The sequence below is a fragment of the Acidovorax sp. GW835-FHT14G06 genome, assembly GCF_058793595.1.
Window position 1 is genome coordinate 421,265 of the sequence record NZ_JBXAGA010000005.1, and the last position, 16,377, is coordinate 437,641.

Genomic DNA, 16,377 nt, shown 5'->3' on the forward strand with positions numbered 1-16,377 from the left:
GCTTCAGGCGTGGGCTGCGGTGCTGGACACAGGCTCATCGTCGAGCCAGTCCACGCGGTCCATCTTGCGCACCAGCACGAACTCGTCGCGGTTGGTGCCGATGGTTCCGTAGTAGTTGAAGCCGTAGCTGTACTGTGCGTAGCCGCCAATCATGTGGGTGGGCTTGAGCACGATGCGCGTGACCGAGTTGTGGATACCGCCACGGGTGCCGGTAATCTCGGAGCCGGGGGTGTTAATGATCTTCTCTTGCGAGTGGTACATCATCACCATGCCGGGGTTCACACGCTGGCTCACCACCGCACGGGCCGCAATGGCGCCGTTGGCGTTGAAGAGTTCGACCCAGTCGTTGTCCACGATGCCCGCGACCTTGGCGTCGTCTTCGCTCAGCCACACCACGGAGCCACCCCGGTTGAGCGTGAGCATCATCAGGTTGTCGCTGTACGTGCTGTGGATGCCCCACTTCTGGTGCGGCGTGATGAAGTTCAGCGCAATCTCGCGGTTACCGTTGGGCTTCTTGCCTTCGACTTCTTCCAGTGTCTTGAGGTGTACCGGTGGACGGTAGCTCACAAAGCCTTCGCCGAAGTCACGCATCCACGGGTGGTCCTGGTAGAACTGCTGGCGGCCCGTGAGGGTGCGCCACGGGATGTACTCGTGCACGTTGGTGTAGCCCGCGTTGTAGCTGACCTTCTCGCTCTCCAGGCCGGACCAGGTGGGCGAGCTGATGATCTTGCGCGGCTGCGCCTGGATGTCGCGGAAGCGGATCTTCTCGTCCTCGCGGTGCAGCGCCAGGTGCACGTGGTCGCGCCCGGTCTGCTTGCCCAGGGCCTCCCAGGCCTTGCAGGCCACGTGGCCGTTGGTTTCGGGGGCCAGCATCATCACCACTTCGGTGGCGTCGATGTCGGTCACGATGCGGGGCATGCCCTGTGTCACGCCCTCTTCCTTGACGCGGCCGTTCAGGTCACCCAGCTGGCCCACCTCGGTCTGCGTGTTCCAGCCAATGCCCTTGCCGCCGTTGCCCACCTTCTCCATCAGCGGGCCCAGCGCGGTAAAGCGTTTGTAGAGGTTAGGGTAGTCGCGCTCGACCACCGTGACCTGCGGCGCCGTCTTGCCGGGGATGAGTTCGCACTCGCCCCGCTTCCAGTCGCGCACACCATAGGGCTGTGCCATTTCGCCAGCCGTGTCGTGCATGATGGGTGTGAGCACCACGTCCTTTTCGACGCCCAGATGGCCCACGCTGACCTCGCTCACGGCCTTGGCGAAACCCTTGTAGATCTCCCAGTCGCTCTTGGCCTGCCAGGCCGGGTCCACCGCTGTCGACAGCGGATGGATGAAGGGATGCATGTCGCTGGTGTTGAGGTCGTTCTTCTCGTACCAGGTGGCAGTGGGCAGCACGATGTCGGAGTACAGACAGGTGGTGCTCATGCGGAAGTCGAGCGTGACCAGCAGGTCCAGCTTGCCTTCGGGTGCGTTGGCGTGCCACTGCACTTCCTCGGGCTTGGCTTCGTCCTTGCCCAGATCCTTGCCCTGCACGCCATGGGTGGTCCCCAGCAGGTGCTTGAGGAAGTACTCATGCCCCTTGCCCGACGAGCCCAGGATGTTGGAGCGCCACACGAACATGTTGCGCGGCCAGTTGGCGGGGTGGTCCGGGTCTTCGCAGCTCATCTCCAGGCTGCCGTCTTTCAGTGACTGGACCACGTAGTCCTTGGCGTCCATGCCCCTGGCTGCGGCGTCCTTGGCCACCTGTAGCGGGCTGGTCTTGAGCTGGGGGGCTGATGGCAGCCAGCCCATGCGCTCGGCGCGCACGTTGTAGTCGATCTGCGCACCGTGGTAGGCGCTGGCATCGGCCAGGGGCGAGAGGATTTCCTCCATGCCCAGCTTCTCGTAGCGCCACTGGTCGGTGTGGGCGTAGAAGAAGCTCGTGCTGTTCATCTGGCGGGGCGGGCGGATCCAGTCCAGCGCAAAGGCCAGCGCCGTCCAGCCGGTTTGGGGGCGCAGCTTTTCCTGGCCCACGTAGTGCGCCCAGCCGCCACCGCTTTGGCCGATACAGCCGCACAGCATCAGCATGTTGATGATGCCGCGGTAGTTCATGTCGCTGTGGTACCAGTGGTTCATGGCCGCGCCGATGATCACCATGGACTTGCCCTGTGTCTTGTGCGCGTTGTCGGCAAACTGGCGGGCCACGGTGATGATCTGATCGCGCGGCACACCGGTGATCTTTTCCTGCCAGGCGGGCGTGTAGGGGCGGTCGCTGTCGTAGGTAACGCCCTGCTCTTCGCCGGGCAGACCCCGGTCAATGCCGTAGTTGCCAGCCAGCAGGTCGAACACGGTGGCCACCATCACCCGGCCCTGGGCTTCGTGCCCGGCCAGCTCCAGGTGGGACACCGGCACGCGGCGCACCATCACGTCGCCGCCCTGTTCGTTGGCCGTGAAGTTGGGCGTTGCCACGCCGCCAAAGTACGGGAAGGCCACATCAGCCACTTCATGGGCCTGAGCGCCGTCCTCGATCACCGAGAGCTTGAGCTTGACGGTGTTGCCGGTGCGCGCTTCCTTGTTCTCCAGGTTCCACAGGCCCTGGTCGGCACGCCCGTCGGCCCCCCACCGGAAGCCGATGGAGCCATTGGGCAGCGTGACCTGACCCAGCTCGTCGTAGCCCACGGTCTTCCAGTCAGGGTTGTTGGACTGGTCGAGCTGGCCGGGGAAGTCGCTGGCGCGCACATAGCGGTCGGGCACCATCACCGTGCGGCCATCGGGCAGCGTCTTTTCCTTCAGCACCACCAGCAGCGGCAGGTCGGTGTAGCGGCGTGCATAGTCATCAAAGTACGGGCTGCGTCCTTTGCCGCCATCCTTGAAGTAAAACTCCTTCAGGATCACATGGCCCATGGCCATGGCCACGGCGGCGTCCGTCCCCTGCTTGGGGTGCATCCACAAATCGCCCAGCTTGGCAACTTCGGAATAGTCGGGCGTGATGGACACGACCTTGGTGCCTTTGTAGCGCACCTCGGTCAAGAAGTGCGCGTCGGGCGTGCGCGTCTGGGGCACGTTGGAGCCCCAGGCAATGATGTACGAGCTGTTGTACCAGTCGGCCGATTCAGGCACGTCGGTCTGCTCGCCCCAGGTCTGCGGGCTGCTGGGGGGCAGGTCGCAGTACCAGTCGTAAAAGCTCATGCACACGCCGCCAATCAGGCTGAGGTAGCGGCTGCCAGCGGCGTACGAAATCATCGACATCGCCGGAATGGGCGAAAAGCCGATGATGCGGTCCGGCCCGTGCTTCTTGATGGTGTACACGTTGGCCGCAGCAATCATCTGGTTGACTTCTTCCCAGGTACTGCGCACGAAGCCGCCCAGGCCGCGCTGCTTTTGCCATTCGCGCTTGGAGGCATCGTTTTCGACGATGCTGGCCCAGGCATCCACCGGGCTCTTGGCCAAGGCGATGGCAGCGCGCCAGTGCTTGAGCAGGCGACCACGCACCATGGGGTATTTGACGCGGTTGGCGCTGTACAGATACCAGCTGTAGCTGGCGCCACGCGCGCAGCCACGGGGCTCGTGGTTGGGCAGGTCAGGCCGGGTTCGGGGGTAGTCGGTCTGCTGGGTTTCCCAGGTGACGATGCCGCCCTTGACGTAGATCTTCCACGAGCAGCTGCCCGTGCAGTTCACGCCGTGCGTGGAGCGCACGATATTGTCGTGTGCCCAGCGGTCGCGGTAGGCGTCTTCCCAGGTGCGGTCTTCACCGTTGGTTTCGCCATGGCCCTGGGCAAAGGTCTCGCGGGGTTGGGAGAAGTACGAAAGGCGGTCGAGGAAATGGCTCATCGGGGGCTCCTTGTTCTGTTCTGTTCAGGGGTCATCAGCAAGGCATGGCGGCGTTCTTGCGCGCGTAGTGCCACCAAGTGATCACGATGCAAACGAGGTAGAAGGCGAAGAACGTCCACAGCGCGGCATGGGGGCTGCCGGTCAGCGCGATGGAGCTGCCGTAGCTCTTGGGAATGAAGAACCCACCGTAGGCAGCCATGGCGGCCGTGAAGCCCAGTGTGGCGGCGCCCAGGGTGTTGCCCTCCTTGTTGGCCTGGGCCACAGCAGCGGTGTTGCGGGGGTCCACGCCGCGCATGGCCTCGGTCAGGAAGATCACGGGGATCATGCGGAAGGTGGAGCCGTTGCCGATGCCAGTGGTAAGGAACAGCACCAGGAAGCAAACGAAGAAGCCTGCAAACTGGCCTTCGTAGCCCGCCGAGGGCAGGAACACCGTGACGCCCACCACAGCAATCGCCATGACGATGAAGTTCCACAGCGTGACGCGTGCGCCGCCGAGCTTGTCGGCCAGCCACCCGCCAAACGGCCGGACCACCGCGCCCACCAGCGGCCCCAGCCAGGCGTAGGCCAAGGGGTTGACGCCAGGGAACTGGCTCTTGATGAGCAGCGGGAATCCTGCGGCATAGCCGATGAACGAGCCAAAGGTGCCGAGGTACAGCACACACATCAGCCAGTTGTGCTTGCGCCGGAAGATAGCGGCCTGCGCTGCGAACGAGGCCCGCGCGTCGGCAATGTCGTTCATGCCAAACCAGGCGGCCAGCGCCGTCAGCGCAATCCATGGCACCCAGATGAAGGCGGCGTTCTGCGTCCACACCTGAACGGTCTGGCCGTTCTTCACAATGGTCTGGCCTTCACCACCAAAGATGCCGAAGATGCCGGCCGTGACCACCAGCGGACTCAGGAACTGCACCACCGACACGCCCAGGTTACCGAGGCCCGCATTCACACCCAGCGCCGAGCCCTTGCGCTCCTTCGGAAAGAAAAAGCTGATGTTGGCCATGCTGGAGCTGAAGTTGCCGCCGCCCAGGCCACACAGCAGCGCCAGGATGAGCATGGTGGGGTAGGCCGTGGTGTTGTCCTGCACCGCAAAACCGATGCCAATCGCAGGGATGAGCAGCGAGGCGGTGGAGATCGCCGTCCAGCGGCGGCCACCGACCAGTGGCACCATGAAAGAGTAGAAGATGCGCAGCGTGGCGCCCGAGAGCGCGGGCGCTGCGGCCAGCCAGAACAGCTGGTTGGTCGAATACTTGAACCCGAGGCCCGGCAGGCTCACGGCGACCACGCTCCAGACCTGCCAGATGGCAAAGGCCAGAAACAGCGCGGGCACCGAGATCCACAGGTTGAGCTTGGCGATGGCTTCGCCTTCGCGCTCCCAGAACGATTTGTCCTCCGGGGCCCAGAGGGTGAGCAGACGCCCCTGGCGCCCGCTGGTGGTGGTGGCAGACATGGTGAGGGTCCTTTGCAAAAAATTAGCGGGTGGCCGCAGAGGCTGCGGCGCCCTGTGCACCCATGACGGGGGTATGACGCACTTCAGTGAAGTACATCCAGATGAGCGAGACCCACACCACGCCATACATCAGCATGAATGCGCTGGAGCGGATGCCGGTGAGGTCCATCAGCGCACCGAACAGGATCGGCAGCACGAACCCGCCCATGCCACCTGCCAGGCCCACGATGCCGCTGATGGCACCGATGTTCTGGGGGTAGTCGTCGCTGATGTACTTGAAGACACTGGCCTTGCCGAAGGCCCAGCAGATGCCCAACAGAAACATGAGACCGGTGAACAGATACACGTTCAGGCCGATGTGGAAGGTCTTGGGGCCGTTGACGGTGACGATGGTGAAATCGGTCTGTGGGTAGCTCAGCAGGAACAGGCAGATCCAGCTCACCCACATCACCCACCAGGTCACGCTGTGGGCGCCGTACTTGTCAGACAGCATGCCGCCGATGGCGCGCAGAACACCACCGGGCAGCGAGAAGCACGCAGCCAGCAGTGCCGCCACGCGAATGTCGAGACCGAACTCGCCCACGTAGTACTGCACCATCCACAGCGACAGCGCCACATAGCCGCCAAAGACGATGCTGTAGTACTGGCAGTACTTGAGGACCTTGGGGTCCTTCAGCGCCTTGAGCTGATCGGTGAACTTGACGTTGCTGGGCACCAGATGGGCCGGGTCGCTGTAGCTGAACAGCCAGAACAGCACCAGGGTACCGAGCATGATGGCCGCATACACCTGCGGCACCATGGTCCAGCCAAAGGCCACCAGCAGCACCGGGGCCACGAACTTGTTCACGGCGGCGCCCGAGTTGCCTGCGCCATACACACCCATGGCCGTGCCCTGGCGGTGCTTGGGGAACCAGCGGGCCACATAGGGCGTACCCACCGAGAACGAGCCCCCCGCGAGGCCCACGAACAGGCCGATGGTGAGGAAGTGCCAGTACTCGGTGGCGTAACTCATGAGCCAGATGGCAGGCACGGTGGTGGCCATGACAGCGGCCATCACGATGCGGCCACCGAACTTGTCGGTCCAGATGCCCAGCGGCACCCGCACCAGCGAGCCCGTGAGCACAGGCATGGACATGAGCAGACCGAACTGCGTGGAGTTCAGGTTCAGCATCTTCTTGATGGGGATGCCGATGACGCCGAACATCATCCAGACCATGAAGCAGACCGTGAAGGCGAAGGTGCTGACGATGAGCACCGACCAAGCCTGACGGGTGCGCTGCGGGCTGTCGCCCGGGGGCAGGGTTGCGTTGGCCATTGCGCGATTCCTCTCTTTTTGCATGAGAGGAATGGTCGCGTGTGCGGGGCTTTTTGCACATCCTTCACTAGAGGGTGTACGGCGCGGCAGAGGGACTAGTCAACCGGGGCGGAGCATCGTCCGAAAGAACTATGGTGCAAGCGATGTGCGGCGGTGGCCTTTGCACAAACCCGGCCCGCCATGCACGCAGCGCGTGCGGACCAGCGCTATTCGGAGCGCTGCCGGTCCGATGCGTACACAGCAGCCTGCACGCGCGAACTCAGGCCCAACTTGCGCAGAATGTGCTGCACATGGATCTTAACGGTGGTCTCGGCGATGTCGAGCGTGCGCGCAATTTCCTTGTTGCTGGCACCGCGTGCGATCTCGCGCAGCACGTCTTCCTCGCGTGGCGACAAGGGCGTGAAGCCGCTGGCGGCGACCACAGCGGAGTCGGCGGGCACGGGCGGCGCAGGCGCCACGTCGGGCGCGCCCTGCGACTGAAACGCAGCCACCAGCTTGCCCATCAGCTCGGGGCTGACCACGGGCTCGCCCCGGGCGGCGCGGCGAATGGCCTGGGCCAGCAGATCGCCGTCGATGGTCTTGAGCAGGTAGCCCTGCGCGCCGTTGCGCAGCGCGGTCGCCAGGTCCTGCGCATCCTCGCTCACGGTGAGCATGAGCACGCGCGAGGTGGGAGACACCTCGCGCAGGCCCTGGATGGCATCCACACCCATCACGCCCGGCAGGTGGTTGTCGAGCAGGATCACCTGCGGCTGCAACTGGGGAGCGAGCCTCAGGGCCTGCGCGGCATCCCCCGCCTCGCCCACCACGGACAGGCCGTCGTACTGCCCAAGCAGCGCGATCAGCCCACGCCGGAACAGCGTGTGGTCGTCCACCACCAGCAGCGTGACAGGCGGTGTCGCCAGCGCTGGCGCGGGTGGTGTGGCAACGGGCAATGCAGAGGTCGTCATGGCGTGGGGGCGTGGTGGGGGTCGGCGGCGTATGCCGAAGCGGCTGATGGGGTCGAGGCGACGGACTGGTGAGGCTGGGTAGGTGCGACCGAGGGAAGCTCGATGCACACGCGGGTGCCTTGCCCGGGCGCGGACTCCACCTGTATCACCGCGCCAATCCGCTGTGCCCGCTCGCGCATGATGCCCAGGCCTACATGCAGCGAGTCAGGTGGCACGGAGGCCACCTCAAAACCGGTGCCGTTGTCCTGCACCTCAAAGCGCCAGCGCGGGTGGCGGTGCACCAGCACATCCACCCGCGTGGCGCCCGAATGTTTGCGCACGTTCGACAAGGCTTCCTGCACCATGTGCAGCACCTGGATCTGCACGTCCTGCGCCAGCGGCAAGCCGTGGCCCACCATGCCCAGCGTGGTGGCCATGCCGGTCTGGTGCTCAAACTTGGACAACGTGGCGCGCAGCGCGGACTCGATGTCTTCCTCGCTGGTGCGGGTGCGAAAGTGCACCAGCAGCTCGCGCACATCCGAATAACACTCGCGCACACCCACATCCAGCTCGCCGATGCTGCGGTCGCGCTTGGCCTCATCGCCGCGCGCCACGGCATCGCGCAGCAGCTGGGTCTGGATCTTCAGGAAGGCCAGCGACTGGGCGATGGAGTCGTGCAGCTCGCGCGCCAGCAGGCTGCGCTCTTCGGCCACCGCCGCCTCGCGCTCCAGCGCGGTGGCGCGCAAGCCCTCCATGGCACTGGCCAGATGGCGCGTCATGGCTTCGAGCAGATCGCGCAGCTCATCGGTCAGCTCCACCGGCGAGCGGAAAAACAGGTCGACTTCGCCCAGCAGGCGATGCTGCATCTGCACCGGGATGGTGACCATGGTCTGGAAACCCGCCTCGCGGCAATGGGGCAAGGCGACTGCCGTGGACGGAGTGATGGGAATGACCCGCGTGCGCGCCTGGGCCTGTGGCTGGCCGCACAGGCAAGAGCCGGTGTGCAGGCAGTGCTCGCCTTCGGCCATGGTGCGCGGCAGGCCGTCACCCGCCAGCAGCACGTAGCGTTCGTTGGCCTCATTGGACCAGCGCACGGCGGCGGCATCGGCACCGGCCACACGGCGGATCTGCTGCACAAAGCCCTGGGCCAGCAGCTCCAGGCTGCCCGCCGTGCTGGCCAGCGCGCTCACCTCATACAACGCCGCCAGGCGCTGGTTCTGCACAGCGATGCTGGCGGTTTTTTCGCGCACCTTGTGCTCCAGCTCGTCGTGCGAAGCCTGCAGCGCGTGCGCCATGAGGTTGAAGCCCGCTGACAGCTGGCCGAACTCGTCATCCGTATCCACTGGCAGCCGCGTGCCCAGCTCGCCCTGGCGCAGCCGGGCCTGGGCCTGCTGCAGGCGCGCCACCGGGTTGATGACCAGCAGGTAGCTCACGGCCATGAAGGTGACGGCAGCCACGATGGCCAGCGCCATCATGAACAACTGGAACAGGTGCAGCGCGGCGGTCCAGCCCGCGATCTGGATCTCGATGGCGTCCACAAAACCATCGACCTGCTGCACAAAGGCATCGGCCTCCGCCAGATTCCGGGCGCGGTCCGGGGGCAATGCGCTGACCCACCCGGTGCGGGCCTCGGTCCAACGGGCACGGATGCCATCGAACCGCGTACGCGTCTCGTCGCTCCACGGCACAAACAGCGGGCGCGACGGATCGCCCGTGCGCAGCAAATCCAGGCTGGCGTCGAACTGGCGGGCGCGCTCTTGCACGGCCTCGGGTGGCTCGGTCTGCAGCACCAGCACCATGCGCAGCATGTTCATGCGCAGGCGGCCCGCCTCGTTGACGGCAGCCGCGCCGCCTTCGAGCTTCCAGGTCACCCACAGTGTCAGGCCGATGGAAGCAAGCGCTACCAACAAAAAACCCGCGCCCATGGCAAGGAGTTTGGCGGAGAGCGTGGGACGGGAGCGCATGGCGCAGTGTAGGGAAGGGGCATGACCACAACCTTGACCCAGGTCAAGAGCGGCCCGCGTAGCATGGCGCCATGCAACGACTGTCCCTCCCCCTCCTGCGAGCCTGGCTGGTGCTGGGAAGCGCCATGGTGGCGCTGGCTGGCTGCGCCAATTCCCCTGCACCCGGCACGCCGCCCAGCTCCCAACCGCCCCCCCTCTGGCCCGACCGCTTGCAGAGCCTGCTGCCCGCCGATGTACTGCTGCTGGGCGAGCAGCATGATGCGCCCGACCACCAGCGCCTGCAGCGCGAGGCCGTGGCGTGGCTGGCTGCACGGGGGCTGCTGGCGGCCGTGGTGATGGAGATGGCCGAGCGCGGCCACAGCACCCAGGACCTGCCGCGCGATGCCAGCGAGGCCCAGGCCCGGGCCGCCCTGCAGTGGGACAACGCCGCTTGGCCGTGGCAGGCCTATGGCCCGGTGGTGATGGCCGCCGTGGGCGCCGGGGTGCCCGTACTGGGTGGCAACCTGCCCCGCGTCCGCATGCGGGCCGCCATGGCCGACACCTCCTGGGACCAGCACCTGCCCGCCCCGGCGCTGGCCCAGCAGTACCAGGCGCTGCGCGACGGCCACTGCGGGCTGCTGCCAGAGTCACAAATCGCGCCCATGGCCCGCATCCAGATCGCCCGCGACGCCAGCATGGCCCAGACCGCACTGGAGGCGTTGCGTCCCGGCCAGACAGTGCTGCTGGTGGCAGGCGGCGGCCACGTGCTGCGCCACCTGGGCATCCCCACCCACTGGCCCGCAAATGTTTTGTCAAAAGTGGCTCTAGCGCAGGTAGAACATGCACAAGGTGCTATCAAATCAGGTGCAGAGGCTGATGCAGTGATCAGCACCCCGGCGCTGCCCCCGCGTGATGTGTGCGCAGAGCTGCGAGAGCAGTGGCGCCCGGCGCTGCCCGGACAGAAGGTCTGAGCGTGCCGTTTCAGCCCTGAACGGTGGCTACAGGCGCCGCCTGCGTGCGCAGCAGTGCCACAAAATCGTTGGCTGGCATAGGGCGGCTGCACAGGTAGCCCTGGTAGGTGTCGCAGCCCCGCTCGCGCAGAAAGGCCAGCTGCCCCTCGGTCTCCACCCCTTCGGCCAGCACCGACAGGCCCATGCTGTGCCCCATGGCAATGATGGCGGCGCTGATGGCCATGTCGTCCTCGCTTTGCGGAATATCGCGGATGAAACCCTGGTCGATCTTGAGCACGTCGATGGGAAAACGCTTGAGCTGCGCGAGCGACGAATAGCCGGTGCCAAAGTCGTCCACCGCGATGCGCACCCCCAGCTCACGCAGGCGCACCAGCATCTGGCGGGCCTCTTCGGTGCGCTCGGCCAGGGCGCTTTCGGTGATCTCCAGCTCCAGCAGTGCCGCCGGAAACCCGCTGGCCTGCAGCGCGGCCGCCGTGCACCCGGCCAGGTCGGTCAGGTGGAACTGGCGCGGCGATACGTTCAGCGCCAGGGTCAGTGCGGGCAGTCCCTCATCGCGCCATTGCTGGCCCTGGCGGCACACCTCGCGCACCACCCATTCGCCCAGCGGGCCGATGACGCCTGACGTCTCGGCCACCGGGATAAAGCGTGCGGGCGATATCAACCCCTCCTGCGGGTCGTTCCAGCGCACCAAGGCCTCTGCGCCCAGGATGCGCCCTGTGGCAATGTCGATCTGGGGCTGGTAGTACATCTGCAGATGGCCCTGGGCCAGCGCCAGGCGCAGGCGCGACTCCAGCTCCAGCCGCTCGCGGGCAGCCTGGGTCATGGCCTCGTGGAAGAAGCACCAGGCGCCCCGGCCGCGCGCCTTGGCGCCATAGACTGCCGCGTGGGCGCCCTGCAGCAGCAGCTCGGTGGTGCTGGCGTGCTCGGGGAACATGCAGATGCCCACGCTGACACCCGCCACCACCTCCAGCCCGTCGGGTGAGCGCCAGGGCTCAGCCACCGCGCGGATCAGATGGCGCGCCACGGCGGCAGCGCCGTCGGCATGACGCAGGTTGCGCGCCACCACGGCCAGCTCGTCGCCCGCCATGCGGCCCAGCACATCCCCCGGCCGCAGGGCGGACTGCACCTGCCGCGCAATGTGCTTGAGCACCTCGTCGCCCGTGGCATGGCCGTAGCTGTCGTTCACGTCCTTGAAACGGTCCAGGTTGAGCAGCAGCACGGCAATGTGCTCGCCACTGACCTGCGCCTCCTGCACCGCCAGCTCCAGCTGATGCCCGAACCAAGTGCGGTTGGACAAACCCGTGAGCGGGTCGTTGTGCGCCAGGTATTCAAGCTGCCGCTGCTGGGCCTTTTCTTCGGAGATGTCGGTGAACATGCACACGTAGTGCGTGATCTCGCCCGCCGGATCGCGCACGGCCGACAGGGACATGTGCTCCGGGAAGATTTCGCCGTTCTTGCGGCGGTTCCATATCTCGCCTTGCCAGTACCCGGTCTCGGTCAGCGCTGCCCACATCGCCTCATAAAAAGCCTTGTCGTGGCGACCCGACTTGAAGACGCGCGGGGTCTTGCCCAGCAGCTCCTCCTCGGTATAGCCCAGCAGCCGGGTGAACGCCGCGTTGACAGACAGGATGCGGCTGTGGGCATCGGTCACCACCACGCCCTCCATGGTGTTGTCCACCACCGTGGCCGCCAGGCGCTGGCGGGCCTCGCTGCGCTGCAGCGCGGCGCGGGCGGCCTTGATCTCGTCGAGGTCCTGCACCACACACACCAGATGCGCGGGCTCCTCGCCCACGGCGGGTGCCAGTGTCACGGTGCACAGCACCGGCACCCGGCGGCCGCTGTCCAGCCGCTGGCAGTGGCGCTCGCCCACATAGTGGTCGATCTCGCCTGCCAGCAGGCGCTCCAGTTGCGACGCGGCCCAGTCGCGGTCCTGGGCGACCATCACATCGCGAAAATTGAGGCCTAGCGTCTGTGCCAGCGTGGCGCCCAGCAGATCGCACAGGCGGGTGTTGGCCCACAGAAAGCTGCCGTCTCGGGCCACCCGTGCAAAACCGGCCGGCGCATGGCGCACGATCTGCGTCAGCTCCTGCGCCATGGCCATGCGCACTTTTTCGGCGAGGCGCATGCGCCGCAGCAGCCACCAGGCCAGGCCGCTGGTCAGCACTACATAGCCCCAGCCCTTCCAGGTCTGAAAACGGGTCAGTTGGACAGGGTCGGCCACCCAGTGGGCCAGCAACACATCGCCCGCAAACACCCAGGCCACCCCCAGCACCAAGTACAGCAGCATGCCCCGCCAGGGGACCAGTGATGAGGCATAGCCCTCGTTACCCATTGCGCTTCTTGCGCTCCTTGTTGATTTCACGGTTTCACGGCACTTGGCCCTTGCTGCGACAATTGCACAGCTATGACCAACGCCTACATCCTTACCCTGTCATGCCCCGACCGCCTGGGGCTGGTGCACGCCGTCTCGGGCTTTTTGCTGGAGCATGGCGGCAACATCGAAGAAGCCGCACAGTACAACGACCACGCCACGGGCCTGTTCTTCATGCGGGTGCAGTTTGCCTGCGACCAGCACGACCACCCCACCCTCAAGGCGCGCCTGACCAGCTTTGCCGAGCCCTACAACATGCACTGGAGCCTGCACGCCACGGCCGCCCCCATGAAAACCGTGCTCATGGTCAGCAAGGAAGGCCACTGCCTCAACGACCTGCTGTTCCGCTGGAAGAGTGGTCTGCTGCCCATCGACATCCGCGCCATCATCAGCAACCACCGCGACTTCTACCAGCTGGCGGCCAGCTACAACGTGCCGTTTCATCACATCCCGATGACGGGCAGCACCAAGGCCCAGGCCGAAGCCAAACAGTTTGAGATTATCGAGGGCGAAGGGGCCGAGTTGGTGGTATTGGCCCGTTACATGCAGATACTTTCTCTTGACCTATGTCAAAAGTTGGCCGGTCGGGCCATCAACATCCACCACAGCTTCCTGCCCAGCTTCAAGGGCGCCAAGCCTTACTACCAGGCCCATGACCGGGGCGTGAAGCTGATCGGCGCCACGGCCCACTATGTGACGGCCGACCTGGACGAAGGCCCGATCATCGAGCAGGACGTGGCCCGCGCCGACCACACCGACACCGTGGAAGACCTCACGGCCCGGGGCCGCGACACCGAAAGCCAGGTGCTGGCTCGCGCCGTGAAGTGGCACAGCGAGCACCGCGTGATCCTGAACGGCCACAAGACCGTGATCTTCCGCTAACCCGTTCTGCCCCATGGCCACGGCAGTCCCGTCCTCCTTCCTCAGCAGCGCAGCCCGGCGCATCCCACCCATCCAGTGCCTGCTGACGTTCGAGGCCCTGGCTCGCCTGCGCAGCGTGACGCAGACCGCCGACGAGCTGTGCGTGACGCCCAGCGCGGTGAGCCACCGCGTCAAGCAGCTCGAGCAGATCCTGGGCGTGCGATTGTTCGGCCGGGCCGATTTTTCGCTGACCACCGAGGGCAGCGCCTACCTGGCCCATGTGCGCGAGGGGTTGGGTGCGCTGCAGCGGTTCCCCGGCCAGGCGGCCGCGCCCGGGCGGCGGCGGCTCAAGCTGGCGGTCACGCCCACGTTTGCGCGCACCATCCTCATCCCTCGCCTGCGCCAGTTCACCGAGGCCTACCCCGAGATCGACCTGGCCCTGCAGGTGTCCATCCCGCTCCTGGACGTGGTGGCCGAAGACGCCGACCTGATGGTGCGCTTTGGCCCCGGCCACTATGCCGACGTGGAGCATGTGGAGCTGGCCCGCGACCTGGTCACGCCCCTGGCCTCGCCCGCGTTCGTGCGCGAGCACGGCCCGTTTGACCGCCCCGAGGACCTGGAAGGCGTGCCCCTGCTGCGCAGTCCGCTGGAGCCCTGGCGCACCTGGTTTGCTGCCACGGGTCTCGATTGGGCCGAGCCCAGCGAGGGCTCGCAGTTCAACGACATCGGACTGATGTGCGACGGCGCCGCCGCCGGCATGGGCGTGGCGCTGGTGCGTCTCAAGCTGGGCGCGCCCTGGCTGGAGAACGGCACGCTGGTGCGCCTGTTCGACACCGACACCGCCAGCCCCCACGCGCACTACCTGTGCTGGCGCACCGGCACCATGGACCGGTGGGAATGCGCGGCGTTTGCCGAATGGCTGCGCAAAACCATGGCGTAGTAGAAGCATCCCCCTGAGTCGCCTTTGGCGCCTTCCCCCTTCTCTCGGCTGCGCCGGGAAGGGGGACACAGCCCTCGCTACGGGGCGGCCCTTGCTCGGCTGCCCTCGCCCGAGCCGCGCCCTCTTCCACGAATTTCAGACAAAAATCAGCCCCAGCGCTTGTCCATCAAGCGCCAGCAGCTATTAATAAATGAGCATCCGGGTCTTTTTCACAATCCCCTGCAGAAAAGCTCACCCCGCGGCATCCGGCCATCCCCTACAGTGACAGCCATGAACACTGCCGCCGCCCCCACCGCAGCCCTGTCCGAGCGCGCCGCACGCCAAGCCGAAATTGTCCAGGCCCTGGGCCGCGTACTACCGGCCCACGCCCTGCTCTGGCACAGCGAAGACACCACCCCCTACGAATGCGACGGCCTCACCGCCTACCGCCAGCGCCCGCTGGTGGTGTGCCTGCCGGAAACCTACGACGAAGTGCAGGCCGTGCTGCGCGTGTGCCACCAGCTGCAAGTGCCCGTGGTGGCACGCGGCGCGGGCACGGGCCTGTCCGGCGGCGCCATGCCGCACGCCATGGGCGTGACCATGTCGCTGGCCAAGTTCAACCGCATCCTCGACCTCAACCCCGAAAGCCGCACGGCCGTGGTCCAGTGCGGCGTGCGCAACCTGGCCATCAGCGAGGCCGCTGCCCCCTACGGCCTGTACTACGCGCCCGACCCCAGTAGCCAGATCGCCTGCACCATCGGCGGCAACGTGGCCGAGAACTCGGGCGGCGTGCACTGCCTGAAATACGGCCTGACGGTGCACAACGTGCTCAAGGTCAAGGGCTTCACGGTGGAAGGCGAGCCCGTCGAATTCGGCAGCGAGGCCCTGGACGCCCCCGGCTACGACCTGCTGGCCGCCGTGATCGGCAGCGAAGGCATGCTGGCCGTGACCACCGAAGTGACGGTGAAGCTGATCCCCAAGCCGCAGCTGGCGCGCTGCATCATGGCCAGCTTTGACGATGTGCGCAAAGCGGGCGACGCCGTCGCTGCCGTGATTGCGGCAGGCATCATCCCCGCCGGGCTGGAGATGATGGACAAGCCCATGACGGCTGCCGTGGAAGATTTTGTACACGCAGGCTATGACCTCACGGCCGAAGCCATCTTGCTGTGCGAGAGCGACGGCACGCCCGAAGAGGTGGAAGAAGAAATCGGCCGCATGAGCGAGGTGCTGCGCGCTGCCGGCGCCACCGCCCTCTCGGTCAGCAACGACGAAGCCGAACGCCTGCGCTTCTGGAGCGGCCGCAAGAACGCCTTCCCCGCCAGCGGCCGCATCAGCCCCGACTACATGTGCATGGACTCCACCATCCCGAGGAAGCGCCTGGCCGACATCCTGCTGGCCATTCAGGAGATGGAAAAGAAATACCAGCTGCGCTGCGCCAACGTGTTCCACGCGGGCGACGGGAACCTGCACCCGCTGATCCTGTTCGACGCGAACGACGCCGACCAGCTACACCGCTGCGAGCTTTTTGGCGCGGAGATTCTGGAAACCAGCGTGGCGATGGGCGGCACCGTGACGGGTGAGCATGGCGTGGGCGTGGAGAAGCTCAACAGCATGTGCGTGCAGTTCTCTGCGGCGGAGAACGCGCAGATGTTCGGGCTCAAGCATGCGTTTGACCCGGCGGGGTTGCTGAACCCGGGGAAGGTGATTCCGACGCTGAACCGGTGTGCGGAGTACGGGAAGATGTTGGTGCGCGGGGGGCAGATCAAGCATCCGGATTTGCCGAGGTTTTGAGCGGTGGCAGCACTTTCAAATTGAGTGCG

Annotated in this window: 10 protein-coding genes; 4 read left to right on the plus strand and 6 right to left on the minus strand. The window is 66.0% G+C overall.

Annotated elements, in window-relative coordinates:
* Positions 1–3: 3 nt before the first annotated feature.
* The 5 genes from AC1Q64_RS11390 to AC1Q64_RS11410 form a co-directional block, all read right to left on the minus strand.
* Positions 4–3,807, minus strand: a complete 3,804-nt coding sequence (locus AC1Q64_RS11390; protein WP_492251397.1) for a nitrate reductase subunit alpha — start codon at positions 3,805–3,807, stop codon at positions 4–6.
* 34 nt (positions 3,808–3,841) lie between these two features.
* The gene (locus AC1Q64_RS11395; RefSeq protein WP_291434118.1) at positions 3,842–5,251 is read right to left on the minus strand and encodes a NarK family nitrate/nitrite MFS transporter; all 1,410 of its coding nucleotides are present in this window, start codon (positions 5,249–5,251) and stop codon (positions 3,842–3,844) included.
* 22 nt (positions 5,252–5,273) lie between these two features.
* Positions 5,274–6,566 (minus strand): MFS transporter, encoded by a 1,293-nt coding sequence (locus AC1Q64_RS11400; RefSeq protein ID WP_291434120.1) that lies wholly within the window; start codon positions 6,564–6,566, stop codon positions 5,274–5,276.
* A gap of 206 nt (positions 6,567–6,772) precedes the next feature.
* Complete coding sequence (locus AC1Q64_RS11405; RefSeq protein WP_492251398.1) at positions 6,773–7,513, minus strand: response regulator; 741 nt, start codon at positions 7,511–7,513, stop codon at positions 6,773–6,775.
* A complete protein-coding gene (locus tag AC1Q64_RS11410) occupies positions 7,510–9,456 on the minus strand; it encodes a type IV pili methyl-accepting chemotaxis transducer N-terminal domain-containing protein (protein WP_291434123.1) in 1,947 nt (648 codons plus the stop codon). Before AC1Q64_RS11410 ends, AC1Q64_RS11405 begins: the two co-directional genes overlap by 4 nt.
* 71 nt (positions 9,457–9,527) lie before the next feature.
* Between AC1Q64_RS11410 and AC1Q64_RS11415 the strand changes: the two genes are divergently transcribed.
* Entirely contained in the window at positions 9,528–10,406 is an 879-nt protein-coding gene (locus AC1Q64_RS11415; RefSeq protein ID WP_492251399.1) for a ChaN family lipoprotein, read from the plus strand.
* Between the two features lie 10 nt (positions 10,407–10,416).
* Here the strand turns inward: AC1Q64_RS11415 and AC1Q64_RS11420 are convergent, their stop codons facing one another.
* Positions 10,417–12,738, minus strand: coding sequence for a putative bifunctional diguanylate cyclase/phosphodiesterase (locus AC1Q64_RS11420; RefSeq protein ID WP_492251400.1), 2,322 nt, complete (start codon positions 12,736–12,738; stop codon positions 10,417–10,419).
* A gap of 72 nt (positions 12,739–12,810) precedes the next feature.
* Here AC1Q64_RS11420 and purU point away from each other — a divergent pair, with 72 nt between their 5' ends.
* From purU to AC1Q64_RS11435, 3 genes are all read left to right on the plus strand, one after another.
* The gene (gene purU / locus AC1Q64_RS11425; RefSeq protein WP_056059864.1) at positions 12,811–13,659 is read left to right on the plus strand and encodes a formyltetrahydrofolate deformylase; all 849 of its coding nucleotides are present in this window, start codon (positions 12,811–12,813) and stop codon (positions 13,657–13,659) included.
* A gap of 13 nt (positions 13,660–13,672) precedes the next feature.
* Positions 13,673–14,578, plus strand: a complete 906-nt coding sequence (locus AC1Q64_RS11430) for a LysR substrate-binding domain-containing protein (protein WP_492251401.1) — start codon at positions 13,673–13,675, stop codon at positions 14,576–14,578.
* Between the two features lie 270 nt (positions 14,579–14,848).
* The gene (locus AC1Q64_RS11435) at positions 14,849–16,348 is read left to right on the plus strand and encodes an FAD-linked oxidase C-terminal domain-containing protein (RefSeq protein ID WP_492251402.1); all 1,500 of its coding nucleotides are present in this window, start codon (positions 14,849–14,851) and stop codon (positions 16,346–16,348) included.
* Positions 16,349–16,377: the final 29 nt, after the last annotated feature.